General features: G+C 72.8%; 18 protein-coding genes. 14 read left to right on the forward strand and 4 right to left on the reverse strand.

All coding sequences use genetic code 11. The features are described from left to right. The first annotated feature begins 57 nt into the window (after positions 1-57). Genes AB0I71_RS10450 through AB0I71_RS10460 form a run of 3 tightly spaced genes read left to right on the forward strand, consistent with a single transcriptional unit; the run spans position 58 to position 2423 of the window. Complete coding sequence (locus AB0I71_RS10450) at positions 58-1068, forward strand: prephenate dehydrogenase/arogenate dehydrogenase family protein (RefSeq protein WP_357583063.1); 1011 nt, start codon at positions 58-60, stop codon at positions 1066-1068. Between the two features lie 60 nt (positions 1069-1128). Continuing rightward, positions 1129-1776 (forward strand): SIMPL domain-containing protein, encoded by a 648-nt coding sequence (locus tag AB0I71_RS10455; protein WP_357583065.1) that lies wholly within the window; start codon positions 1129-1131, stop codon positions 1774-1776. Further along, positions 1776-2423, forward strand: coding sequence for a nucleoside/nucleotide kinase family protein (locus tag AB0I71_RS10460; RefSeq protein ID WP_357583067.1), 648 nt, complete (start codon positions 1776-1778; stop codon positions 2421-2423). Before AB0I71_RS10455 ends, AB0I71_RS10460 begins: the two co-directional genes overlap by 1 nt. Here the strand turns inward: AB0I71_RS10460 and AB0I71_RS10465 are convergent. Next, positions 2400-5027 (reverse strand): hypothetical protein, encoded by a 2628-nt coding sequence (locus AB0I71_RS10465; RefSeq protein ID WP_357583069.1) that lies wholly within the window; start codon positions 5025-5027, stop codon positions 2400-2402. The genes AB0I71_RS10460 and AB0I71_RS10465 overlap by 24 nt on opposite strands. A gap of 103 nt (positions 5028-5130) precedes the next feature. Further along, the gene (locus tag AB0I71_RS10470) at positions 5131-5688 is read right to left on the reverse strand and encodes a sugar O-acetyltransferase (RefSeq protein WP_357583071.1); all 558 of its coding nucleotides are present in this window, start codon (positions 5686-5688) and stop codon (positions 5131-5133) included. A gap of 140 nt (positions 5689-5828) precedes the next feature. On the opposite strand from AB0I71_RS10470, the gene AB0I71_RS10475 reads away from it, so the two are divergent. Continuing rightward, positions 5829-9158: a S8 family serine peptidase gene (locus tag AB0I71_RS10475; RefSeq protein WP_357583073.1), complete on the forward strand. Its 3330-nt coding sequence runs from the start codon at positions 5829-5831 to the stop codon at positions 9156-9158. A 48-nt stretch (positions 9159-9206) separates the two neighbouring features. Here the strand turns inward: AB0I71_RS10475 and dapD are convergent, their stop codons facing one another. After that, positions 9207-10166, reverse strand: a complete 960-nt coding sequence (dapD, locus tag AB0I71_RS10480; RefSeq protein WP_357583075.1) for a 2,3,4,5-tetrahydropyridine-2,6-dicarboxylate N-succinyltransferase — start codon at positions 10164-10166, stop codon at positions 9207-9209. A gap of 128 nt (positions 10167-10294) precedes the next feature. Here dapD and dapE point away from each other — a divergent pair, with 128 nt between their 5' ends. After that, a complete protein-coding gene (gene dapE / locus AB0I71_RS10485; RefSeq protein ID WP_357583077.1) occupies positions 10295-11368 on the forward strand; it encodes a succinyl-diaminopimelate desuccinylase in 1074 nt (357 codons plus the stop codon). A 45-nt stretch (positions 11369-11413) separates the two neighbouring features. Here the strand turns inward: dapE and AB0I71_RS10490 are convergent, their stop codons facing one another. Next, complete coding sequence (locus AB0I71_RS10490) at positions 11414-11566, reverse strand: hypothetical protein (RefSeq protein ID WP_357583079.1); 153 nt, start codon at positions 11564-11566, stop codon at positions 11414-11416. A 139-nt stretch (positions 11567-11705) separates the two neighbouring features. Here AB0I71_RS10490 and AB0I71_RS10495 point away from each other — a divergent pair, with 139 nt between their 5' ends. The 9 genes from AB0I71_RS10495 (at position 11706) to nudC (ending at position 25012) form a co-directional block, all read left to right on the forward strand. Next, positions 11706-12563: a TIGR00730 family Rossman fold protein gene (locus AB0I71_RS10495; protein ID WP_357583081.1), complete on the forward strand. Its 858-nt coding sequence runs from the start codon at positions 11706-11708 to the stop codon at positions 12561-12563. Between the two features lie 3 nt (positions 12564-12566). Next, the gene (locus tag AB0I71_RS10500; protein ID WP_357583083.1) at positions 12567-13112 is read left to right on the forward strand and encodes a TIGR00730 family Rossman fold protein; all 546 of its coding nucleotides are present in this window, start codon (positions 12567-12569) and stop codon (positions 13110-13112) included. A gap of 224 nt (positions 13113-13336) precedes the next feature. Beyond that, positions 13337-16987: a PD-(D/E)XK nuclease family protein gene (locus AB0I71_RS10505; protein ID WP_357583085.1), complete on the forward strand. Its 3651-nt coding sequence runs from the start codon at positions 13337-13339 to the stop codon at positions 16985-16987. Further along, complete coding sequence (locus tag AB0I71_RS10510) at positions 16984-20361, forward strand: ATP-dependent DNA helicase (RefSeq protein ID WP_357583087.1); 3378 nt, start codon at positions 16984-16986, stop codon at positions 20359-20361. Before AB0I71_RS10505 ends, AB0I71_RS10510 begins: the two co-directional genes overlap by 4 nt. A 231-nt stretch (positions 20362-20592) precedes the next feature. Continuing rightward, positions 20593-20796 carry a cold-shock protein gene (locus tag AB0I71_RS10515; RefSeq protein ID WP_013735772.1) on the forward strand — a complete coding sequence of 68 codons (204 nt, stop codon included), beginning with the start codon at positions 20593-20595 and terminating at the stop codon, positions 20794-20796. Positions 20797-21074: 278 nt separating this feature from the next. Then, positions 21075-21257, forward strand: coding sequence for a hypothetical protein (locus AB0I71_RS10520; RefSeq protein WP_357583089.1), 183 nt, complete (start codon positions 21075-21077; stop codon positions 21255-21257). Between the two features lie 98 nt (positions 21258-21355). Then, positions 21356-22669: a pitrilysin family protein gene (locus tag AB0I71_RS10525; RefSeq protein WP_357583091.1), complete on the forward strand. Its 1314-nt coding sequence runs from the start codon at positions 21356-21358 to the stop codon at positions 22667-22669. Beyond that, positions 22666-24000 (forward strand): pitrilysin family protein, encoded by a 1335-nt coding sequence (locus AB0I71_RS10530; protein ID WP_357583093.1) that lies wholly within the window; start codon positions 22666-22668, stop codon positions 23998-24000. Before AB0I71_RS10525 ends, AB0I71_RS10530 begins: the two co-directional genes overlap by 4 nt. A 61-nt stretch (positions 24001-24061) precedes the next feature. Continuing rightward, positions 24062-25012 carry an NAD(+) diphosphatase gene (gene nudC / locus AB0I71_RS10535; protein ID WP_357583095.1) on the forward strand — a complete coding sequence of 317 codons (951 nt, stop codon included), beginning with the start codon at positions 24062-24064 and terminating at the stop codon, positions 25010-25012. Positions 25013-25097: the final 85 nt, after the last annotated feature.

Genomic DNA, 25097 nt, shown 5'->3' on the forward strand with positions numbered 1-25097 from the left:
GCACGCCGACGCGGGGCCGGCCGGCTCCGTGACGACACGGAACGCCGAGGTACGCGGATGGTGCTCAGGGCTGGCGCACGGCTGCGGGCGGCGGTGGTCGGCACCGGCCTGATCGGTGGCTCGGTGCTGCTCCGGCTGCACGCCGCCGGAGTGGACGTGACCGGCTGGGATCCGGACGAGCAGACCCGTCGGCAGGCCCGGCTGGCCGGCCTGCCGACGGCGGAGCGGCTGGCCGACGCGGTGGCCGGCCGGGATGTGGTGTTCCTCGGCGGACCGCTGCCCACGCTGCCCGCGACCCTTGCCGAGGTCGCCGCCGCCACCGCCGAGGACTGCCTGCTCACCGACGTGGGCAGCACCAAGGCCGAGCTGGCGGCGTTCGCCGCGGAGCAGGGGCTGACCAACCGGTTCGTACCCGGACACCCGATGGCGGGCACCGACCGGGCGGGACTCGCGGCGGCGCTGCCGGACCTGTTCACCGGCGCTGCCTGGGTGCTCTGCCCCGCGCCGGGCGGACTGGCCGCGTTCCGTCGCCTCGTCACCCTGGTCACCGACGTCTTCGCCGCCCGGGTGGTGCCGATGGCGGCGGACCGGCACGACGCAGTGGTGGCGCTCGCCTCGCACGTGCCGCACCTGCTCGCCGGGGCACTGGCCGGTGCGGCGCACCGGTCGCCGTTGCGTGACGCGGTCCTGACGCTTGCCGCCGGGAGCTTCCGGGACGGCACCCGGGTGGCCGGCACCCCGCCGCACCGCACCGGGAACATGCTGCGCGGCAACCGGGACCAGGTGCTTGCCGCGTTGGCCCAGGTCACCGCGTTCCTCGACGAGCTGGCCGGGGCGCTGCGCTCCGACGACGCCGACACCCTCACCGCCCGGTACGCCGAGGCCGGTGCCGCCCGGGCCGAGCTGGCCGGCCGCCCGTACGACGAGCAGGTCCGGTCGTTCCCGGCGGGCGCGGATGCGGCCGAGGTGGCCTGGTTGTACGACCTCGGGGCGGCCGGTGGCCAGCTGAGCGGGTGCCGGACCGCAGCCGGTACCGTCTCCTACCTCGCTCACCTGCCACAGCTCTGAACGGCGCCGCGCCCGGCTCATCGGTGGGCGCGGCGACGGGCCCGCCAGTAGGGTGAGGGCATGGTGGACGGACCGGTGGTGACCGTACGCGGCGAGGCGTACCGCGAGGTCGCGCCGGAACTCGCCCGGTTCACCGTGACCGCGCTGGCCCGTGACCGGGAGCGGGAACCGACGTTGACCCGGCTGGCCGAGCGGGCTGCGGCGATCCGGGTCCTGCTCGACTCGTACGGCCCGACGATCGACCGACGCGAGACCGGCGAGCTGCGGGTGCGGCCCGAGACCCGGCGTTCCGGGGAGCGGATCGTGGCCTGGCACGGTTCGGTGGTGACCACGGTGACGGTGAGCGACTTCACCGCCCTCGGTGAGCTGATGCTGCGCCTGGCCGACCAGGACCAGGTCGAGGTGGCCGGTCCGTGGTGGTCGTTGCGCCCCGACAGCCCGGCCTACCGGCAGGCCCGGCACACCGCGATCAGCGACGCGTTGCAGCGGGCCCGCGAGTACGCCGAGGCGCTCGGCGCCCAGGTGACCGACCTGGTCGAGTTGTCCGACGAGGGCGGCACCGCACAGCCGATGATGGCCCGGATGGCCTTCGACGCCGGCGGGGTCGAGTCCGCCGGCCCACCGGAACTGGAACTCGACCCGCAGCCGCAGGGCGTCCACGCGGCGGTCCGGGCCCGGTTCACGATCAGCCGGCCGGTCCTGTCCTGATGACTCCCGCTCAGGTGTTGTCGGTCGAGGATCTGCTGGCGCGGGCCCGCGGGTTGGCCGATGCCGGACCGAGGCAGCTGCTCGGCATCACCGGCGCCCCCGGGGCCGGCAAGTCCACGCTTGCCGCACAGGTGGTCGAGGCGGTCGGCCCGGCCGCCCGGCTGGTGCCGATGGACGGCTTCCACCTCGCTCAGGACGAGTTGCGTCGACTCGGCCGGGAGCTGCGGAAGGGCTCGATCGACACCTTCGACGCCAACGGCTACGTCTCGCTGCTGCGTCGCCTGCGGCGCAAGGAACCGACGTCGGTCTGGGCCCCGCAGTTCCGCCGGGATCTGGAGGAGCCGATCGCCGGCGCGATAGAGGTGCCGCCGGAGGTCCGGCTGGTGGTTACCGACGGCAACTATCTGTTGATCCCGAACTGGCCCTGGGACGAGGTACGCGCCCTGCTGCACGAGGCATGGTTCCTGGACCTCGACGCCGACCTGCGGCGGCGTCGGCTGGTGGCCCGGCACATCGCGTACGGGCGGTCGGAGCAGGACGCCCGAGCCTGGGCGCTGGGCAGCGACGAGACCAACGCGGCGCTGGTGGCCGGCACCGCCGACCGGGCCGACCTGGTGGTGCGCCTAGCCGAGCCCCCGACGGGGTGACGGGACCGCCCGCCGCAGCAGCCACGCCACCCGGGACCTCTCCCGTTGGAACTCGGCGGCCTCCGGGTAACCGCTGTGGCTGCGGATCGGTGGGTCGGCGACCTCGCCGTCGCTGGGATGCAACGCTTCCGGGTCGGTCACCGCGATGTCCCGTTCCCCGGCGGTGACCGGCCAGCCGAGCGGATCGGTGTCCCGCCAGAAGTTCGTCCACCGGGTTCCGCCGCCGGAGCGGGTCAGCGCCTCGGTCAGCACCGGTAGCCGGTCCGGGCCGAAGTAGGCGGGGAAGATCCGACCGTAGAGGCGGGTCAGTTGGCAGCCGTAGGAGAAGAACCAGATCCGGCGCCGCCAGCGGTTCGGCATCTGGAGGATGACCGCTGTGCAGATCACCGTGCCCTGGCTGTGCCCGGAGAGGATGATGCCGTCCATCCGGCGCGGGTCGTGCTCGTCCAGTGCGATCAGGCCGGCCGTACGGGTGAGCAGTTCGGGCACCGCCCGCTCGGCGTAGCTCGGTGGTGCCAGTGGATGGGCAGCGCGCGGCCAGAAGGTTCCCACGTCCCAGACCACGCCTACGGAACGGCGGATGGTGTTCTTGCGGTAGACGAGCAGGCCGACGGCGGCCACGGCCACCGGCAGCCAGCCGAGCAGCGCGTCGCCGACGTCCGCCACCGCCTCGATCACCAGGGCCGCTCCGCCCGTCCCGGCCTGGGGGAGGGGGCAGGCGAGCACGGCCGCGCAGCCCAGCACGGCGAGGACGGCCATCACACCGGCGTACCAGCCGGCCAGGCGCAGTGCGTGTTCGCCGACCAGCCGGTGCAGCGCCTGGTGGGCGCTGACGTCCCGGGCGCGACGCAGGTCGTGTGCGGACAGTCGGCCGCCCCGGGCGCTCAGTTGGGCGTACTCCTCGCGTCGCAGGCGGTGGAAGAGCACCAGGGCGCGGACCGCGACCAGGGCGAGTATCAGCAGCGCGGCGGCGAAGGCCAGGCCGGCCCAGGTCACCGGGGTCGGCGGCACCACCAGCGGCTGGCCGTGGGGTGTGTCCTCGCCGTTGAGCCGGTTGGCGACCCAGTAGAGCACGCCGGTGCTGTACGCGAGGCAGAGCAGCCAGCCGAAGCCGGCGATGACCGCGGGTGCCCGACCGCGCCAGGCCAGGTCGGTGTGCGGTTCGAGTGGTTGTTTGATCCTGGTGGGACGGGTCCGGGGCAGCAGCAGGCCGATCGCGGCGAGGACGAGCAGTGGCAGGGCGAGCTGCCACAGTGCCATCGGGGCCGGTGGTGCGGCCGGCAGCCAGCCATGGCACCAGGCGGCAGCGACGGCGATCAGCAGCGCGGCGGCGGCCGGTGTGGCACCGCCGCGCCGGCCGGAGCGGGCGGTCGCGCCGATCGCGATGAGCAGTAGCAGTTGACCGGTGCCCAGCCAGGCGACGACCCGGTCGAAACCCGGTAGTGACCGGTCCGTCAGGCATCCGGGCTGGGTGGGGTCTTCGACGCAGCCGACGGGCGGACGAAGCTCGGCCAGCGCACTGCCCGTGGCACCGTCGGGCAGCAACAGCACCGCGAAGGTGCCGGCAAGGCCGATTCCGGTGAGGACGATGACCGCGATGCTCCATCCACCGAGCGGGGTGGCACCCTCGCGTCGGGTCAGGAAGGGCCGGCCGATGGCCACCAACGTGATCGTCAAAACGGCGGTGAACGCGGCCACGGCGGACCAGGTGACCACCGCCCGTGCGCCGTGCGGCGGGTCGAGCACCGAGACCGTGCCGAGCGGGACCGCCGCCGCCACCACGGTGCCGGTGCACAGGTGCAGTACCGCCGCACGGCGTAGTTGCCCCTCGCCCCACCAGAACGTCGGGTCCTGAAGAGGGTTGCTCAGGGGGCCGGGTGGTGGCTCGGGCACGGGCGCTGGCTCCTGCCTGGGCTGACCGACCGGCACGTCGGCGTCGACCGGCGGCGGCGTACGCCGTCCCGCTGGATTCGTGGTCGGGTCGGCCGGCATCACCGCCTCGTACTGGTAGGTCCGCCAGGTGACCAGGCCGAGCACCCCGATCATGGCGAGCGGCACGGTGAGGCCGACGGCCAGAGCCCGGCCGCCCTGCTGCCACCAGGGGCCTGCGAGGAACTCCCATGGGCCGGGAATCCGGCTCAGGCAGACCTCGTCCACACACTGCCAGCCGATGAGATCGACGCCGACGCCTGTCATCGCGAGCACGGGAGTGCCGGTCAGGCTCAGGCAGAACAGCCTGATCAGCCAGGCCGTCATGCCGGACCGGCTGGCCAGCCGTTCGGTGGTCGGGTCTGCCGGTATTCCCGGCCGGGCGTGCAGCGCCACATTGGCCAGGGTGAAGGGCAGCAGCAGCGTCCACAGGGCCCGCTCCACGTCGCGAGCGGTCCGCGCACCGGAGGTCAACTGCCCCCAGCTGTACGCCTCGACGACGATCGGGTCGAGTGGCGCGGCGGTCGCGGAGCGGTAGAAGCCGGTGACCGGGCCGCCGGCGACGAGCCGTGGCTGGGGTGACTCGCCGCCGGGTTCCGCCGTCAGGCCCAGCGTCTCGGCGGGCGGCGTGTTTGACACTCCGTGTACACGCAGTTCGAGGATCCGACCTCCCATGCGAGCCTCCCGGTGACGCACCTGTCACCTACAGTGCCCGATCCGGTGGGCTGGTTGCCACTCGTCATGGGGGTGTTTGCGCAGCTAAGAGGGCGAATGCTGGTCAGTCGAGCTGGCGTACCGGACGAGCCGGATTACCGACCGCGACGACGTTCGGGGGAAGGTCGCGGGTCACCACGGCACCCGCACCGACGACTGTGTTGTCACCGACGGTGACTCCGGCGAGGACGATCGCGCCGCCACCGAGCCAGACGTTGTCACCGATGGTGATGGGCCGGGCCGCCTCCCATTTAGCCCGGCGTGGCTCCGGTTCCACCGGGTGCGTGGGGGTGAGCAGTTGCACGTTCGGGCCGACCTGTACGTCCGCCCCGATGGTGATCGGTGCGACGTCGAGGAAGACCGCGTGGTAGTTGACGAAGCTGCGGGGTCCGATCCGGATGTTGTAGCCGTAGTCGCAGTACAGCGGTGGTCGGATCCCGGTCTCCTCGCCGAGTTCGCCGAGCAGTTCGTGCAGCGCCGCCTGGCGTGCCTCCTGGTCGTCGACGCCGCTGCTGTTGATCCGTTCCATCAGGCGCAGGGCGCGGAGGTGATCGGCGATCAGTTCCGGGTCGTCGGCGAGGTACGGCTCGCCGGCGAGCATGCGTTCCTTCATGGACGTCATCCGTCTGATCATGCCTGGCACCGTCGTGACGGGGACTCAACTTCGTCGAATTCTTGACTCCCTTTTGCATACTCAGTATGCAACTCTGATGGGAGTCGATGTGTCCTACATCGATATAGACGCTCCAGAGGAGGATTCAGTTGCGACGAAGGAGCAAACTGACCGCCACCGGACTCGTGCTGGGTCTGGTGCTCGGTGTACCGGCGGCGGCCACGGCCGCACCGGCTGTGCCGACAGCGGCCCCGCCGACCCACGTCCCGACCGGCCGACCGGACGCCGGTCGCGGACCGGCCACCGTCACCCTGCTCACCGGCGACCAGGTCACCGTCACCGCAAGCGGGGCGAGCGTACGACCGGCTGAGGGCCGGGACGGCATCCGCTTCCTCACCCAGCGGGATCGGGACCACCTCTGGGTGGTGCCGCAGGACGCCCTGCCGTTGATCCGCGACGGACGGGTCGACCGCCGGCTCTTCGACGTGGCCGGGCTGGTCGCCGCCGGCTACGACGACGCGCACCGCGACAACCTGCCCCTGCTCATGACCTACGGGTCTACCGCCCGGCGGACCGGCGCACCCGAAGGGGTGACCGTCACCCGGGACCTGGCGGCCATCGGTGGGGTCGCGGCAACCGCGGACAAGCAACGCGCGGGTCAGCTCTGGGCCGCGGTCGCTGGCAACGGCGGCGCCCGGTTCGACGCGGCGGGGGGTGTCGAGCGGATCTGGCTCGACGGCCGACGGCAGTTGACGCTGGAACACAGCGTGCCGCAGATCGGAGCGCCCGCTGCCCACCAGGCCGGCTTCACCGGTCAGGGGGTACGCGTGGCGGTGCTGGACACCGGTGTCGACGCCGCGCATCCCGACCTCACCGGCCGGGTCGCCGAGTCGCGGAACTTCACCGAGGAGACGAACCCGGGCGACATCGTGGGGCACGGCACCCACGTCGCCTCGATCATCGCGGGCAGCGGTGCCGCCTCGGACGGCCGCAACCGGGGCGTGGCACCCGACGCCACAGTGCTCTCCGGCAAGGTCTGCGAGGAGTACGGGTGCACCGAGTCGGCCATCCTGGCAGGCATGCAGTGGGCCGCCACCGAGGTCGAGGCGGACGTGGTCAACCTCAGCCTGGGCGGGATGGACACCCCGGAGGTCGATCCGCTCGAGGAAGCGGTGAACACGCTCACCGAGCAGACCGGTGCCCTCTTCGTGATCTCCGCCGGCAACGCCGGACGGACCGGGACGGTCGGCTCGCCGGCCAGCGCCGACGCCGCGCTCGCCGTCGGTGCGGTCGACCGGGACGACCAGCTCGCCGACTTCTCCAGCCAGGGTCCGCGGGTCGGTGACGACGCCCTCAAGCCGGACATCACCGCGCCGGGAGTGGACATCGTGGCCGCCCGAGGGCAGGGCACGCAGCTCGGTGAACCGGTCGGCGACCAGTACGTGTCACTCTCCGGCACCTCGATGTCCGCACCACATGTCGCCGGTGCGGCAGCGCTGCTCGCCCAGCAGCACACCGACGCGACGGCGGAGCTGCTCAAGGCCACCCTGATGGCCTCGGCCCGGCCCCATCCGGAACTGACCGCGTACCAGCAGGGTGCCGGCCGGGTCGACGTGGCGCGTGCCATCACCCAGTCGGTGGTCAGCGAGCCGGCGAGCGTCTCGTTCGGCCGGACGCTCTGGCCGCACGACGACGACGAACCCATCAAGCGCGAGGTGACCTGGCGCAACACCGGGTCCGCGCCGCTGACCCTGGACCTCAGCATCGAAGCGACCGGCCCGGACGGGGAGTCCGCGCCGGCCGGCGTGTTCACGCTCGGCACGGAGCGGGTCCAGGTGCCGGCAGGTGGTACCGCGTCCGCCACCGTCACCGTCGACACAAGCGTCGACAGCCCGGACGGCCACTACACCGGCCGGGTGGTCGCCCGCGCCGGCGACCTGGTGGCGATCACCCCGATGGCGGTCCACAAGGAGGTGGAGAGCTACACGCTGACCGTGCGTCACCTGAGCCGCCAGGGTGCCGTGCCGGACGACTACGTGACCTTCCTGCTCGGGTTGGACGACCTCACCGACATCTTCGTGTCCGACCCGGACGGCACCGCCGAGGTGCGCGTGCCCAAGGGGCGGTACGGGCTGGTCAGCTTCCTGTTCGACGAGGCCAGCGAGGAACTGGTGCTGATGGCCCAGCCGGAGCTGGTGGTGGAATCGGACGCCGAGGCGGTGGTGGACGCGCGCACTGCGAAGCCGGTGCGGATGACAGTGCCGGACCGGTCGGCGACGCCGGCGCTCGTCGCCGTGGACGCGAACTTCCTGCTCGACGACTGGTCGGCCGGGTTCGGTGCGCTCGCCGACGACTTCGGCGTGCTCTTCACCGGACAGGTCGGCGGGCGGACTGCGGCGGACCACTTCTTCGCCGTGTTCAGCAGCCAGTTCGCCGACCTGGAGGCGGCCAGCAGCTCGTATCTCTACGCCCTCGCCGAGATGGTCCCGGGCCGGATGCCTGCCGGCTTGACCCGGAACTACCGCAGCAGTGACCTGGCCACCGTCAAGCAGACGTTCCGGGACGGCTATCCGGGCACGCTCGCCGAGCGGATGTCCTTCGCCCTGTTCGAGCCCGACCTGGGCGGCTGGGCGATCGGGCTGCCTGTCGCAGTGCCGGGCCAGCGGGTCGAGTACTACAACACCAGGCAGGTGCGCTGGAGCACCGAGCTGTGGCTCGGCACCCGCAGCGATGACTCGCCCTGGCTCGAACCGGTGGCCGTACTCTTCTCCGAGCCGACGGCGTACCGGGGCGGACGGACCTACCGGGACGTCTGGAGCGGCGCGCCTTACGGACCGTCGTTCCCGGTGCCGCGCTGGCCGGACGACGGCCTGACCCGGCAGGGTGACCTGATCACTCTGTCCGTGCCGCTGTACAGCGACGCGGCCGGACACCTGGGTGGTTCGCTGACGGACGCCTCGCGTACGGCCCTGTACCGCAACGGCAAGCTGGTCAGCGAGACCACCGACGCGGGCTGGGGCCAGTTCGAGGTGCCGGCCGGGCTCGCCAGGTACCGGCTGGAGACGTCGGCGAAGCGCTCGGTCAGCGACCTGAGCACCGAGATCGCCACCACCTGGACCTTCCGGTCCCGGCACGCCCGGGGCGACGACCCGGTCCGGCTGCCCGCCTCGGCGATCCGCTTCGCGCCACGACTGGACGAGCGGAACGCGGCACCGGCCGGTCGGGCCTTCGTGATTCCGGTAGCGGTGCAGCGCCAACCGGGTGCACCGGCGGCGAAGACGGCGGCGTTGACAGTCGAGGCCTCCTACGACGGCGGGAAGCGTTGGCAGCGCGCCAAACTGCGCAAGGCCGGTAAGGGATGGGAAGCCACCGTGCAACACCCGCGCGGTGCCGGCCACGTGTCGCTGCGGGCCACCGCCCGTGACGCCGACGGCAACACCGTCACCCAGCGGATCATCCAGGCGTACCGCCTGCGGTGAGCCGGGCCGGTGGGGTGGGCCCGATCAGGGCCCACCCCACCGGGGGCCTCAGTCGTTGGCGTGCAGGGCGGCGTTCAGCTCGATGCCCCGGCCGGTGCGGGGGCGGGCCTCCAGCGCGCCGGAGACCGAGTTGCGCCAGAACAGCAACCCGTCGACGCCGGACAGCTCGCGGGCCTTGACGACCCGGCCGTCCGGAAGACTGATCTTCGAGGCTGCGGTGATGTAGCAGCCCGCCTCGACGACACAGTCGTCGCCGAGCGAGATGCCGACACCGGCGTTGGCGCCGACCAGGCTGCGTTCGCCGATGCGTACCTTGTCGGTGCCGCCACCGGAGAGGGTGCCCATGATGGAGGCGCCGCCGCCGATGTCCGAACCGTCACCCACCACCACGCCCTGCACGATGCGCCCTTCGACCATCGAGGTGCCGAGCGTGCCGGCGTTGAAGTTGACGAAGCCCTCGTGCATGACTGTGGTACCCGAGGCGAGGTGCGCGCCGAGCCGGACCCGGTCGGCGTCGGCGATCCGCACCCCGGAGGGCACCACGTAGTCGGTCATCCGCGGGAACTTGTCCACCCCGTACACACCGAGGTGGCGACCGGCGGCCCGCTCGATGACACGCAGCTCGTCCACCCGCTCCGGCGGGCACGGCCCGGCGGAGGTCCAGGCCACGTTTGCCAACTTGGCGAAGATGCCGTCGAGGTTGATCTCGTTCGGGCGCACCAGGCGGTGGGAGAGCAGGTGCAGCCGCAGGTACGCGTCCGCCGCGTCCTTGATCGGGTCGTCAAGCGAGCCGATGACGGTGACCACCTGGACGGTACGCAGACCCGGCAGGGCCCGGTCGCCGATCGCGCCGGGCGGCAGGTCGAGCACGTCGGCCTCGTCCTCGCCGGCCACCAGCGGTAGGTCACCGAGGCCCAGCTTGCCGGTCGGGTACCAGGTGTCGAGCACCTGGTCCTCGGCCGTGACGGTGGCCAGGCCGATGCCCCACGCGGATTGTGTGGACGTCACTTACTCACCCCTTGTTCCCATCTGGGCTGGCTGCTGCTCGCGACCGCGGGGCTCGCAAGCTCACTCCTCGCGCCTCGCCGAAGGGCTCGCGTCTCGCGGTCGCCGATTGTGACGGTACCGTGCGGACCATGGAGAACCCGCTTACCCCTGAGGTCCTCGCCGATCCGGTGGCGCTGACCCGCGCGCTTGTCGACATCGAGTCCGTGTCCCTCAACGAGAAGGCCATCGCCGACTGCGTCGAAGAGGTTCTGCGGGTGGTCCCGCACCTGACCACCTACCGGCACGGCAACACGGTGATGGCCCGTACCGACCTGGGTCGGGCCTCCCGGGTGGTGCTGGCCGGCCACCTGGACACGGTGCCGCTGAACAACAACTTCCCGTCGACCCTGCGTGGCGACCTGATGTACGGCTGCGGCACCTCGGACATGAAGTCGGGGGTCGCCTTCGCGCTGCACCTCGCGACGACCCTGCCCGAGCCCCGCTACGACGTGACCTACTTCTTCTACGAGGCCGAGGAGATCGAGTCGAGGTACAACGGGCTGCACCTGGTCGCGCAGACGCACCCGGACTGGTTGGAGGCCGACTTCGCCCTGCTGCTGGAACCGACGTACGGCATCGTCGAGGCCGGCTGCCAGGGCACCATGCGGGCCACGGTGGTGACCACCGGGGTCCGGGCCCACTCGGCCCGTTCCTGGCACGGGGTCAACGCGGTGCACGGTGCGGGGGAGGTGCTCCGCCGCCTGTCGACGTACCAGGCCCGGCGGGTGACCATCGACGGATGCGAGTACCGGGAGGGCATGAACGCGACCCGCATCCACGGCGGGGTCGCCGGTAACGTGGTGCCGGACCGGTGCGAGATCGAGGTGAACTACCGCTTCGCGCCGGACCGTACGCCGGCCGAGGCCGAGGCGCACCTGCGCGAGGTCTTCGCGGACTACGAGCTGACGGTGACCGACTGCGCGGCCGGCGCCCTGCCCGGCCTGGAGGCCGCCCCCGCACGGGAGTTCCTGGCGGCGGTGGGTGCCGCACCGATCGGGAAGTTGGGCTGGACCGATGTGGCCCGGTTCGCGGCGATGGGGATCCCGGCGCTCAACTTCGGCCCGGGGGATCCGAACCTCGCCCACCACCCTGACGAACACGTCGAGATCAGCAAGATCCGCGACGGTGCGGCGACGCTGCACCGCTGGCTCGCCTCCGCCTGAGGCGTCCGACGCCGGACTCCGAGGCGGGCGGATGCCGCGAGGGGGTCAGACGGCGGTCAAGTGGGACTCGCTGCCGGGGTCGACCGGCGGCTCGGGTGGGTTCTCGAGCAGGCGGGTGCGGCGGCGCTCGGCCACCACGTCGCGGATGCGTCGCTGCATCTGGCGGCGAATCCGGATCCGTTCGTTGTTGTTGATCACGCTGTCTCCTCCCCCGAAGCCCGCGCGCCGGGGCATACCCGGTATGTGAATAGTAAGACGTACGGGAAAGCGATTTGGTTGCACAAGATCACAAGATGTTTGCCAGGTTCTCCGGCCGGACTCCACTACGGTTGCTTCCATGACCCAGAGCAACGGGCGCGAACGAGGACAGGAGCGGCATCGCGGCGCCGTCACACTCCGTCGCCAGTCGATCACCAGTAGCACTGCGGACCAGCGTCTGCTGGACTCCCGCGCGCGGGCCGACTGGAAGACAAAGGACGCCTGGCGGGCGCTGCGCATCCTCTCCGAGTTCGTGGAGGGCTTCGACACCCTCGCCGACCTGCCGCCCGCGGTCAGCGTCTTCGGGTCGGCGCGCAGCAAGCCGGACAGCCCCGAGTGCCAGCTCGCCGAGGCGCTGGGCGCGGCACTGGCCCGGGCCGGCTACGCCGTGATCACCGGCGGTGGTCCCGGCGTGATGGAGGCGGCCAACCGGGGGGCGAGCGAGGCCGGTGGCCACTCCGTCGGCCTCGGCATCGAACTCCCCTTCGAGCAGGGCATCAACGAGTGGGTCGACCTGGCCATCGACTTCCGCTACTTCTTCGCCCGCAAGACCATGTTCGTCAAGTACGCGCAGGCGTTCGTGGTACTGCCCGGCGGGTTCGGCACGATGGATGAGCTCTTCGAGGCGCTCACCCTGGTACAGACCGGAAAGGTCACCCGGTTCCCGGTGGTGCTGATGGGCGCGGACTACTGGCAGGGCCTGCTCGACTGGTTGCGTGACACGATGGCCGCCGAAGGCAAGATCGGCCCGGTCGACCTGGAGCTGATCTGCGTCACCGACGATGTCGCCGCGGCGGTCCGACACATCGTGGAGGCCGAGGCCGCACTCAATGTCGAGCAGGAGAGCGTACGAGAGGAAGCGGTCGCCCGGGCCGCCGCCGACCAGCAGGCCGCAGCCGACGGGTCGGCCGTGACCGACGAACCCACGGGGCGCTGACCGGTGGCCGCGATCTGCGTGTTCTGCGCCTCTTCCCGCACCCTCGACAAGCGCTGGCTGGACCTGGCTGCCGACACCGGTGCGGAAATCGCTCGACGCGGGCACACGCTGGTCAGCGGCGGCGGCTGCGTCGGGATGATGGGTGCGCTGGTCAACGGCGCCCGGTCGGCGGGAGGCCGCACGATCGGTGTCATACCGCAGGCACTTGTCGACCTGGAGGTCGCCGACCTCGCCTCCGACGAACTGCTGGTCACCGACTCGATGGCCAGCCGGAAGATCCTCATGATCGAGAAGTCGGACGCCTTCCTCACCCTGCCCGGTGGGCTCGGCACGCTCGACGAACTCTTCGAGGTCTGGACCACCGCGACGCTCGCCCTGCACCACAAGCCGATGGTGCTTGTCGACACCGACGGCTTCTACGGCCCGCTGCTGAAATGGCTGGGCGACCTGACCGACCAGGCCTTCCTCAAACCCGCCGGCTTCGACCTGCTCCGTTCGGTCGACACCGTCCCCAGTGCTCTCGACCTCATCGAGTCCCGCCTCACCTGAACCCGCCTGGCCGAGGCTCGACCCTGGCCGCCCCGCCTCCGGCCGCCACCTGCCCCGCTCAGCCCCCGGCAGACCGGCCCGGCACGTGAGCGGCTCGGGATGCGGCGTGTTGGGCTTTCCCGCCGAGTGGAGGCCCCACTTTGCCGCATGTCGAGCGGTCGGGCGTCGGCCCAGCCGGGTGTGGCGCGTCGAGCGGTGTCGCAGGGCCGTGATGGGATGGCGGGATGCAGGCGTACCGGTTGGTGCGTCGGCCCGCCGGGCCGACCGAGGGGAGCAGCCCGTCCGCCGGGCCGCCCTCGGATGCCGCTCACCCGCAGGCAACCCCAGGTCAGGCCGCGCCGGAGCACGCCGCCCCGGGCCACGCTGGCCAAGGTCACGCCACCCAGGGTCACGCCCCGCCCGGGCAAGCCGGCCAGGGTCACGCCACCCAGGGTCACGCCGGCCAGGGTCACGCTCCGCCCGGGCCCGCCGGTCAGGGTCACGCTGCGCCGGGCCACGCCGAACCGGGTGAGGCCGTAACGGGCCAGGCTGCCGCCGGCCGGGGGCAGGTGGATCCGCGGCAGGCGGAGGTCGTCGCGCACACCGCCGGTCCGATGCTCGTGCTGGGCGGACCGGGCACCGGGAAGACCCGGACGCTCGTCGAGGCGGTCACCGCCCGGGTGATCGAGGGAGTCGACCCGGAGCGGATCCTGGTGCTCACCTTCAGCCGGCGTGGGGCCGCGGACCTGCGACACCGGATCGAGGCCCGGATCGCCGCGACCGGCCAACGGGTGCTGCGCGAACCGCTGGTGCGCACCTTTCCCGCGTACGCCTTCGGCCTGCTGCGGCGTGCCGCCGCCGAACGCGGTGAGCCGTCACCCCGGCTGCTCACCGGCCCGGAGCAGGATCTGATCATCCGCGAGCTGCTGGACGTCGTCGGAGCCGAGCCCGACGTGGAGCCCGACGACGATCCGGTCGGCTGGCCGGCCGAGCTGCGGCCGGCACTGCGTACCCGGGCGTTCGCCGCCCAGCTGCGCGACCTGCTGATGCGTGCCGCCGAGCGTGGGGTGGGACCGGTCGAGCTGGCCAGGCTCGGTGAACGGCTGGGCCGTGCCGACTGGCCGGCCGCGGCCCGGTTCCTGCGGCAGTACGTCGCCGTGCTGGCCCTGCGTGACGTGGCCAACCGCGGCTCGGTCGCCTACGACCCGGCGGAGCTGGTCCGGGCGGCCACCGGGATGCTGCGCGACGATCCGGAGCTGCTCGCCACCGAGCGGCACCGGCTGGCGCACGTCTACGTCGACGAGCTCGCCGACACCGACCCCGCGCAGCTGGAGCTGCTGGACACGGTGGCCGGCGGCGGGCTTCCCCTTGTCGCGTTCGCCGATCCCGACTCCTCCACGTACGCCTTCCGGGGCGCCGACCCGGCTGGCGTGACGACCTTCCCGCACCGGTTCCGTACCGCCTCCGGCGCCCCGGCCGCGCAGGTGCTGCTGACCACCAGCTACCGCGCGGGCGAGCGGCTGCTGGCCGCCACCACCCGGCTGGCCCGACGGCTACGCGGACCGGCCGCGCACCGGCGGCTGCGACCGCTGCCGGAGACGCCGCCGGGTGCGGTGGAGGTACGCACGTTCTCCTCGACCACAAGTGAGGCGGCGTGGCTGGCGCACGCGTTGCGGGAGGCGCACCTGCTCGACGGCGTGCCGTGGGCGCGGATGGCGGTGCTGGTCCGTTCCACCGCCCGGCACCTGCCCGGGCTGCGTCGGGCGCTGCACGCGGCCGGCGTGCCGACAGTGGTGCACGGCGAGGATCTCCCGCTGCACCTGCAACCGGCGGTCGCGCCGCTGCTGCTTCTGCTGCGCTGCGCGCTGGAGCCGGAGCGGCTCGACGAGGAGGCCGCGGTCGCGCTGCTGCATTCACCGCTCGGCGGTGCCGACCCGTTGGCGGAGCGGCGGCTGCGGCAGGGCCTGCGTGCCCTCGCCCTGGCTCGGGGCGACCGCCGGCCGTCCGGTGAGCTGATCATCGAGGCGCTACGCGACCCGGCCGAGCTGGCCGGAGTCGAGCGGCGTTGGGCCGAGCCGGCGCAGACGGTGGCCGGGCTGCTGGCCGTCGCCCGGGAGGCGGCCGGTCGGCCGGCCGCCACCGCCGAGGAGGTCCTCTGGGCGGTCTGGCGGGCCAGCGGGCTGGCCGAGCTGTGGTCGGCCGCGCTGACCCGGGGCCCGGCCGTGGCCGGCGAGGGCGATCTCGCCAGGCGTCGCCGGGCCGAGGCGGCCGACCGTGACCTGGACGCTGTGCTTGTTCTCTTCGACGCCGCCGCCCGGTTCACCGACCGGCTGCCGGGTGCGCGTACCGAGGTCTTCCTCGACCACGTGCTCGGCCAGGAACTGCCGGCTGACACGCTCGCGCCGACCGCCGACCGGGGCGACGCCGTGCGGCTGCTGACCGCGCATGCCGCCAAAGGACTCGAGTGGGACCTGGTCGCGGTGGCCGGGGTGCAGGAAGGAGTCTGGCCGGACCTGCGGCTGCGCGGCAGCCTGCTCGGCTCGGAGCGCCTGGTCGACGTGCTGGCCGGCCGAGGCGATGGCGCGGCTGCGGTGGCCACCGTGGTCGGGCAGACCTCCGCGCTGCTCGACGAGGAGCGGCGGCTGTTCCATGTCGCGGTGACCCGGGCTCGACGACGGCTGCTGGTCAGCGCGGTCGCCTCCGCGTCGGTGGGCGGCGACGACCACGAGGAGCAACCCAGCCGCTTCCTCTACGAACTCGGCCCCACCGACGATCCGGGTGACACTGCCGGTCCGCCGCCGCAGTCCCCGCCACCGGACGAGCCGCTCCCCGCCGGCACGGATCGCCCACCGGGCGATGACGGCCCGACGGACACCACCGGGGCTGAGCAGCCCGCGCCGGGTCGGCTGCCGTTGAGTCGGCCGCCCCGGGCGCTCACGCTGCCCGCGCTGGTGGCGGAGCTGCGTACCGCGGTCACCGATCCGGCGGCGTCGGTCGCCCGGCGGCGCGCGGCGGCGGCTGAGCTGGCGCGGCTGGCCGCCGCCGGGGTGTCCGGCGCACACCCCGACGACTGGTGGGGGCTGCGCGCCCTGTCGGACGACCGGCCCCTGGTCGACGACGGCGAGCCGGTCCGGGTGACCCCGTCGGGAATGGAGAGCGCGCTGAGGTGCAGCCTGCGCTGGCTGCTGGAACGGCACGGCGGCAGCGCGCCGGCCAGCACCGCGCAGGGCGTCGGCAACCTGGTGCACGCGGCGGCGATGCTCGCCGAGGACGCCCGCGCCGACCGGGAGACACTGCTGGAGTACGTGGCCGCCCGCTTCGACGCGATCGAGCTGGCCGCGCGGTGGATGGTCGGCCCGGAGCAGGCCCGCGCCGAGGCGATGGTGGACAAGCTGCTCCGCTGGCTCGCCGCCAACCCGCGCCGGCTGCTCGCCATCGAACATGAATTCGCGGTACGCCTCGACGACCCGCACCGGCCGGTCGAGCTGACCGGCCGGGTGGACCGACTGGAGGTCGACGCGGACGGCCGGCTGGTGGTCATCGACCTGAAGACCGGCAAGTCCACAGCTGTCACCGAGGGTGAGGTGGCCGAGCATCCGCAGCTGGGTGCGTACCAGGCGGCGGTGGAGGCGGGTGCGTTCGCCGAGTTCGGCGACGAGCCCGGCGGGGCGGCGTTGGTGCAGCTCGGCACCGCTGCGAAGGACGCCCGCGAGCAGGCTCAACCGCCGGCCACCGACGGTCCGGAGGCTGGTTGGGCGACCGCGCTGGTGCGTCGTACCGCCGACACGATGGCCGCCGCCACCTTCGCGGCGGTCGCCAACTCGAAGTGCCGGGTCTGCCCGGTGCGCAGCAGCTGCCCGGTCTCCGGTCAGGGACGGCAGGTGGTCGAGCCGTGAGCCAGCCCACCCTGTTCGAGCCGGTCACACCGGCGCCCCGCGCCGCCGACGCCGGCCCCCGGTACACACCTGTGGAACTGGCGAAGCTGCTCCGCCTGCCGGCCCCCACCCGGGAACAGGCGGCGATCATCGCCGCGCCGGTCGAGCCGCTGCTGGTGGTCGCCGGTGCGGGCTCGGGCAAGACCGAGACGATGGCCGCCCGGGTGGTCTGGTTGGTGGCCAACTCGTACGTCCGGCCGGAGCAGGTGCTCGGCCTCACCTTCACCCGCAAGGCCGCCGGTGAGCTGGCGCACCGGGTGCGGGTCCGGCTCGACCAGCTGGTCCGCCGGCTGGGCCGACGCGAGCGGAACCCCCTCGACGACCCCCTCGCCGGCGAGCCGACGGTGGCCACCTACCACTCGTACGCCGGACGGATCGTCACCGAGCACGGCCTGCGCGCCGGCTACGAGCCCTCGACCCGGCTGCTGACCGAGGCGTCCCGCTGGCAGTTGGTCGACCTGATCGTGCGCAACTACGACGGCGACATGTCCGAGGTAGACCGGATGCCGAGCACCGTCACCGACGCGGTACTGGCGCTCGCCGGCGAGCTGGACGAGCACCTGGTCGACCCGGACGACCTGGCCGCCTGGACCGGCCGGTTCTTCGCCGACGTGCAGTCGCGTCCGGGGCGGATCTACGCCGGGGTACGCAAGGCCCTCGCCCTCCAGCAAACCCGGCTGAAGCTGCTGCCGCTGGTGCGCGGGTACGCCCGCCGCAAGGACGATTTCGAGGCGATGGACTTCGCCGACCAGCTGGCCCGGGCGGCCCGGGTCGCCCGGGACCATCCTGGCGTGGGTGAGATCGAGCGCGGCCGCTACCGGGTGGTGCTGCTCGACGAGTACCAGGACACCAGCCACGCCCAGGTGGTGCTGCTCGGCGCGCTGTTCGGCGGCGGGCATCCGGTGACCGCGGTGGGTGACCCCTGCCAGTCCATCTACGGCTGGCGGGGAGCCAGCGCCGGCACCCTGGACCGTTTCCCTACCGAGTTCGCCCGGGCCGACGGCAGCCCGTCGCAGGTGCTCGGGCTGACCACCAGCTGGCGTAACCGACCGGAGATCCTCGCGGTGGCGAACGCACTGGCCACGCCGTTGCGGGCGGCCGGGGCCCGGGTGCCCGAGCTGCACGCCGCGCTCGGCGTCGACGAGCCGATCCCGCATCGCAGCCCGCGCGGGGCCGCCGCCGGCACTGTGCACTGCGCACTGCTGTCGACGTACGCCGACGAGGCCGACTGGATCGCCGACAGCGTGCTGGCCGCCTGGCGGGGCGCGGCCGGCACGCCGGGTGCGCTGCCCGAGCAGATTCCGGTGACCCGACGCCCGACCACGGCGGTGCTGGTCCGACTGCGTAGCCAGATCCCGGCGATCGCCGCGGCGCTGCGCGAGCGCGGGCTGCCGGTCGAGGTGGTCGGGCTCGGCGGTCTGCTGGACACCCCGGAGGTACGCGACGTGGTCTGCACCCTGCGGGTGCTGGCCGACCCGACCGACGGGGCCGCGCTGCTGCGTCTGCTGACCGGTGCACGGTGGCGGATCGGGCCGCGGGACCTGGTGGCCCTGCACCGCCGGGCCCGGGCCATCGCGGCGGCCCGCCGCCGGCTCGCCGACGACGGCGCCCCGGAGATCACCCCCGATCGCCTCGACGAGGCGACCCTGGTGGAGGCGCTCGCCGACCTGGGGCCCGCGCAGGCGTACTCGGCCGAGGGGTATGCGCGGCTGCGCGCGTACGCCCGGGAACTGGGCCTGCTCCGCTACCGGCTGGACCAGTCCCTGCCCGAGCTCATCGCGGACGTGGAGCGGACCACCGGGCTGGACGTGGAGGTGGCGGTGCGGGCCGGCCGCGACGGCGCCGGTGACGCCGGCCTGGCCCGGGGTCACCTGGACGCGTTGGGTGACGTGGCCGCCCGGTTCAGCGGGGAGTCGCCGGCCGCCACGCTCGCCGGTTTCCTGGCCTATCTCGCCGCCGCCGAGGACGAGGAGCGCGGTCTCACGCCGGGCGAGGTCGAGGTGGTCGAGGGGGCGGTGCAGATCCTCACCGCACACGCCGCCAAGGGCCTGGAGTGGGACGTGGTGGCGGTGGCCGGGCTCAGTCGTGGTGTGTGGCCGGGGCCGGTCCGCAACTCGGACCACTGGCTCGGCGGTCTGGGCGTGCTGCCGTTTCCGTTGCGGGGGGACGCCGACGGGCTGCCCGAGCTGGCCCTGGCCGAGGCGGACGACCAGCGTGGCGTGGCCCGGGCGGTGGAGGACTTCACCGACGCCTGGCGAGCCCACGACGAGCGGGAGGAACGGCGGCTGGCGTACGTGGCGGTGACCCGGCCCCGACGCCTGCTGCTTTGCTCCGGTCACTGGTGGGGTGAGGGCACCAAGCGGCCGCGTGGCCCGTCGGCGCTGCTCCGCGAGGTGTACGACGCCTGCCTGGACGCCGGCGCCGGGCATCTGGTCGACGAGTGGACTCCGGAACCGGCGCCGGACGCGGTGAACCCGACCACCGAGGTGGTGTTGCGGGCCGAGTGGCCGGCGGATCCGCTCGGCCCCCGCCGTCCCGTGTTGGCCGAGGCGGCCGCGCTGGTCCGCCGTTTCCTGACCGACGGCGACGGCGGCGGCGATGGCGACCGGGACGGGGAAGGGCCGGCCGACGCGGCCGGCTCGGATCCGGAGGTGGCCCGGTGGCGGCGGGAGGCTGAGTTGCTGCTGGCCGAGCGGGCGGAGCTGAGCCGGCTCTCCGGCCCGGTCGAGGTGTCGCTGCCCGAGCACCTGTCGGTGACGCAACTTGTCGCGTTGCGTCGGGACCCGGCAGGGCTGGCCCGGGCACTGCGTCGTCCGATGCCCTCCGAGCCCAACCCGTACGCCCGCCGGGGCACCGCGTTTCACGCCTGGCTGGAACAGCGGTTCGGCGCGGACCGGCTGCTCGACACCGACGAGTTGCCGGGGGCGGCGGACGCCGACGCGGCGCCGGACGAGGAGTTGGTCGAGCTTCAGCGGCGCTTCCTGGCGAGCGAGTGGGCGGACCGCACCCCGGTCGAGGTGGAGGTGCCGTTCGCGACGGTGATCGGCGGCGTGGTGGTACGCGGCCGGATGGACGCGGTGTTCCGTCGTCCCGGCGACCGCTTCGACGTGGTCGACTGGAAGACCGGCGCCCGGCCGGACGGGGCCGCCGCCGAGGTGGCGGCGGTGCAGCTGGCGGTCTACCGGCTGGCCTGGGCGGAGCTGGCCGGTGTACCTGTCGACCGGGTCGGCGCGGCGTTCCACTACGTGCGGGACGGGGTGACCGTCCGCCCGGCGGACCTGCTCGACGTCGACGGGCTGACCGGGTTGATCAGATCCATTCCCGAGTCGACGTGAGGTACTGGCGCAGCGCCGGATTCGTGGTAGGGTTCCCCCGTTGCAGTTTCGGTTACCAGCTCTGTTTGCGCCTGGCGGAATGTGGCCCCAGGCGCTCTTTGTTATGTCCGGACTTCTCCGGGCGGGGCGACCAGCAGCGACAGGCGTTCCGGGCAGGTACGTCCGGGACATTCCTCTTTCAACTCCGCAACAGGTGCGGAGTTGACGTTCCGTCAAGGAGACGAAACAAGCATGGCTATTGGCACCGTCAAGTGGTTCAACGCTGACAAGGGCTTCGGCTTCATCACCCCCGACGGCGGCGGCGCGGACGTCTTCGCCCACTTCTCGGCGATCCAGTCCTCCGGCTACCGCAGCCTCGACGAGAACCAGCGGGTGGAGTTCGAGGTCGTGCAGGGCCAGAAGGGCCCGCAGGCGGAGAACATCCGTCCGCTCTGACCTCCGGTCACCCGGTGTCGGCCGGGTCGCCGCCGGGCAACTGCGCACCGGTGGCGGCCCGGCCGTCCGTGTTTGCTGACAGGGGTGGTCGGATGCGCAGCCGGCGCTCCCGGTTGGTCTCTGCCAGCGCGTTCCGGCCGGCTCCGATCAGCCGCTCTCTGAGTCGGTAATCAGCCTTCCGACCGTCGGGTGGGCGACTGTCACCCTCGCCCGGCTGCGGAACCCTGGCAACGGGGGGCGAGCCGGGGGGCTCGTGTTCGGTACGGGGGAGGACGACCATGGTGGGTTCGGCGGCGCGTGAGCTGCTCCTGGTGATCGCGGTGGCGGCAGTCGGGCTGCTGCTTGCCACGGGCGTGGCGTTCGCACCCTGGCCGGTCACGCCGGGCGGTTCCGCTCCGTCCGGTCTGGTGGATCTGCACGGACCGGCGCCTACCGATCGCATCGGCAGCGCGTCCGGCTGACGGGGGGTCGCTCCGGCCGGTCGTCACCCGGGCGGGACGTCGTGTGCTTCCTCGCGCGCAGGCACCGGCGGGCGCGGTGAGACGTTAGGGTCGGATCCGTGCCGACCCGCAGAGCGAGAATCCCAGCGACGAGGTATCCGGTCGAACGGTTCACCCTCGACAACGGCCTACGGGTCGTTCTGACCCCCGATCGCAGTGCCCCGGTCATCGGGGTGGCGGTGGTTTACGACGTCGGCATCCGGTCCGAGCCGCAGGGGCGCACCGGCTTCGCTCACCTCTTCGAGCACCTGATGTTCCAGGGCTCGGAGAACCTGGAGAAGCTCGCCCACTTCCGGTACGTGCAGGGCGCCGGTGGCACCTTCAACGGCTCCACCCACCTGGACTACACCGACTACTTCGAGACGCTGCCGAGCAACGCCCTGGAGCGGGCGCTGTTTCTGGAGGCCGACCGGATGCGCGGCCCTCGGCTGACCGAGGAGAACCTGCGCAACCAGGTCGACGTGGTCAAGGAGGAGATCCGGGTCAACGTGCTCAACCGGCCGTACGGCGGGTTTCCCTGGCTGACCCTGCCGCCGGTGCTGTTCGACACCTTTCCCAACGCGCATGACGGGTACGGCTCCTTCGACGATCTGGAGTCGGCCACCGTCGCCGACGCCGCCGACTTCTTCCGGCGCTACTACGCCAGCGGCAACGCGGTACTCGCGGTCAGCGGGGACATCGACACCGCCGAGGCCGCCACGCTGATCGAGCGGCACTTCGGTGACGTGCCGGCCCGCCCGGCACCCGACCGGCCGGACTTCGCCGAGCCGGACCTGACCGCCGAGCGGCGCACCTCGTACACCGACCAGTTGGCCCCGCTGCCGGCGGTGGCGGCGGCGTGGCGGGTGCCCGACCCGGTTCACGACTTCGCCGCCTACCTGCCGTACGTGGTGCTGGCCGAGGTGCTCACCGACGGTGACGCGTCGCGGCTGGTGGAGCGACTGGTGCACCGGGACCGTTCGGTGACCAGCCTCGGTGGCTACCTGGGCATCATGGGTGACCCGTTCGACGTACGCGACCCGACCGCGCTTGTGCTGCAGGCGCACCTGCCGCCGGGTGGCGATGTCGACAAGGTGCTGCGGACCCTGGACGAGGAACTGGACCGGCTCGCCCAGGACGGCCTCGGCGACGGTGAACTTGCCCGCACCCAGGCGCGGATGGCCACCCACCTGCTGCGCGACACCGATGCGGTGCTCGGTCGGGCGCTGCGGATGGCGGTGCTGGAGCAGCAACGCGGCGAGCCGGGGCTGCTCGGCGAGCTGCCAAGCATGATCGGTGAGGTCAGCGACGAGCAGGTCCGGGCCGCCGCGGCGACCCTGCGCCCGGAGCGCCGCGCGTCCATCGAGGTCGTCCCCGGAGGTGGTGCACGGTGACCGCGACCGCGCCGCGCCGACAGTTGCCGCCGCTGGGCCCGACCCGCCGGCTCAAGCTGCCCCGGCAGACCGAGCGCACGCTCGGCAACGGGCTCACCGTCATCGTGGTCCGCCGGCCGGCGGTCCCGTTGGTGGAGCTGCGACTCTGGATGCCCTTCGGGCGGGCTCACCTGGCCCGGGGCCACCTGCTCACGCAGACCATGCTCTCCGGCACGGAGACGATGAGCAGCGTGCAGATCGCCGCCGAGTTGCAGAAGATCGGCGGCGGGCTCTCCGCCGGGCTCGACCCGGACCGGCTGATGATTTCCGGGACCGGCCTGGCCACCGGGCTGGACCGGATGCTGGAGATCCTCGCGGAGGTCCTCACCGGTGCCAGCTACCCGGCCGGATGGGTGGGCGTCGAGCGGGACCGGCTCGTCGACGGGATCCAGGTCGCCCGGAGCCAACCGGGGCATCAGGCTCGTACGGCGCTGCTCCGGCGGATCTTCGGCAGGCACCCGTACGCCGTGCAGACACCGGATCCGGAGCAGGTCAGGGCCGTTCGCCCGGCGGCGTTGCGGTCGCTGCACGCCCAGCGGGTGCATCCGGCGGGTGCGGTGCTCGTGCTGGTCGGGGACCTTCGCCCGGAGCGGGCGTTGGACGCGGCGGAGAAGGCGCTCGGCGGCTGGAACGGCGCTGGGTACGCGGCCGACGTGCCGCCCGCCCCGCCGCTGGAACCGGGGCCGTTGTTGCTTGTCGACCGGCCCGGGTCGGTGCAGTCGTCGATGCGGGTGGCGTTGCCGGCGGTGCCGCGTACGCATCCCGACCATGCGGCTCTGCAGTTGGCCAACCTGGTCTTCGGCGGTTACTTCTCCTCCCGGTGGGTGGAGAACATCCGGGAGGACAAGGGCTACACGTACGGTCCGCACTCGCTGATCGAGCACTCGGTGGGCGGCTCGGTGCTGGTGGCCGCCGCGGAGGTGGCCACCGAGGTGACGGCACCGGCGCTGTTGGAGACGACGTACGAGTTGGGCCGGCTGGCCACCGTGCCGCCCGCTCCGGACGAGTTGGAACAGGCCAGGCAGTACGCCCTGGGCACGCTCCAGCTCGGCATCTCCACGCAGGCCGGGCTGGCATCACTGGTCAGCGCGTACGCCGGCAACGGGCTGCGGCTGGACTTCCTGGCCGAACACGCGGCCCGGCTGACGAAGGTGGGCGTCGACGACATCACCGAGGTGGCGGCTCGCTACCTCGCCCCGTCGCGAGCGGTCACGGTGGTGCTCGGTGACGCCGAGCGGGTCGCCGCGTCACTGGCCACGCTGGCGCCGGTCGAGACCGCCGCTGTTTCGTGATGGGCGTGCGTCGTCGTGCGGTGGTGTCGCAGGTCGGCCGGCCTCGCGGCGGGGTGCCGTCGTGAGCGGGTGCGGGGAGAGCAGCCCGCCGTTGGCCCGTTCCACGCTGGACCGCGCGGCGCACCGGCGTACCGACCCGCAGTGGTTGGCCCAGGCGTGGGTCGGGGCGCGGGTGCTGGTGCTGGACGTCGAGACAGGCGGGCGGGCCCTGGTACGTACCGACACCGCCGAGCCGGAGTTGGTGCTGCTGGCTACCGACCAACTGCCGCCGGCTCTCGCCTCGGACGCGATGTTCCTCGGTGTCGAGCCGGACGGGGCGTCGGTCTTCTGTGTGCACAGCGCACTGCCGGCGGCGTCGGAGACCCGGCCGGCCCACCTGCGGGACGTCGGGCATCTGCTCAGCGACCGGGACGCCGGGCTGTTCACCACCGCGCTGGCGTTGACCAACTGGCACCTGCGGCACCTCTACCATCCGGTCACCGGTGAGCCGACCCGGGCGGACGAGGCCGGCTGGACCCGGGTGGACCGTACCGGCGAGCGGGTGTGGCCACGTACCGACCCGGCCATGATCGTGCTCGTGCACGACGGGGTCGACGGCGTCGAGGGCCGGTGTCTGCTCGGCAACAACGCGACCTGGCCCAGCAGGAAGGGCGAGCGCCGGTTCTCCTGCCTGGCCGGCTATCTGGAGCCGGGGGAGTCGGCCGAGGCCGCGGTGCTGCGCGAGGTCCGCGAGGAGGTGGGCGTCGAGGTCTCCGACATCACGTACGCGGGCAGCCAGGCATGGCCGTTTCCCGGCTCGCTGATGCTCGGTTTCCTGGCCATCGCAGACCCGGCGCAACCGCTGCGGGTCGATCCGACCGAGATCGCCGAGGCACGCTGGTTCTCCCGGCAGGAGATCGAGGCGGCGCTCGCCGGCCGGCCGGTCGAGGTGGGTGATGCCCGTCTGCTGCTGCCCCCACCCTCGTCGATCGCGCTGTTTCTGGTGCACCGCTGGCTTGACGGGCGCTGCTGAGGTACGGACTGTCGGCGGTGCGGCCCCGGTCCGTGACCGTCGTTGCCGCGGCGGTCACGGACCGGGGACACGGGCCGTCGTGGTC

This window comes from Micromonospora sp. NPDC049891 (assembly GCF_040660295.1).
Taxonomy (GTDB): domain Bacteria; phylum Actinomycetota; class Actinomycetes; order Mycobacteriales; family Micromonosporaceae; genus Micromonospora.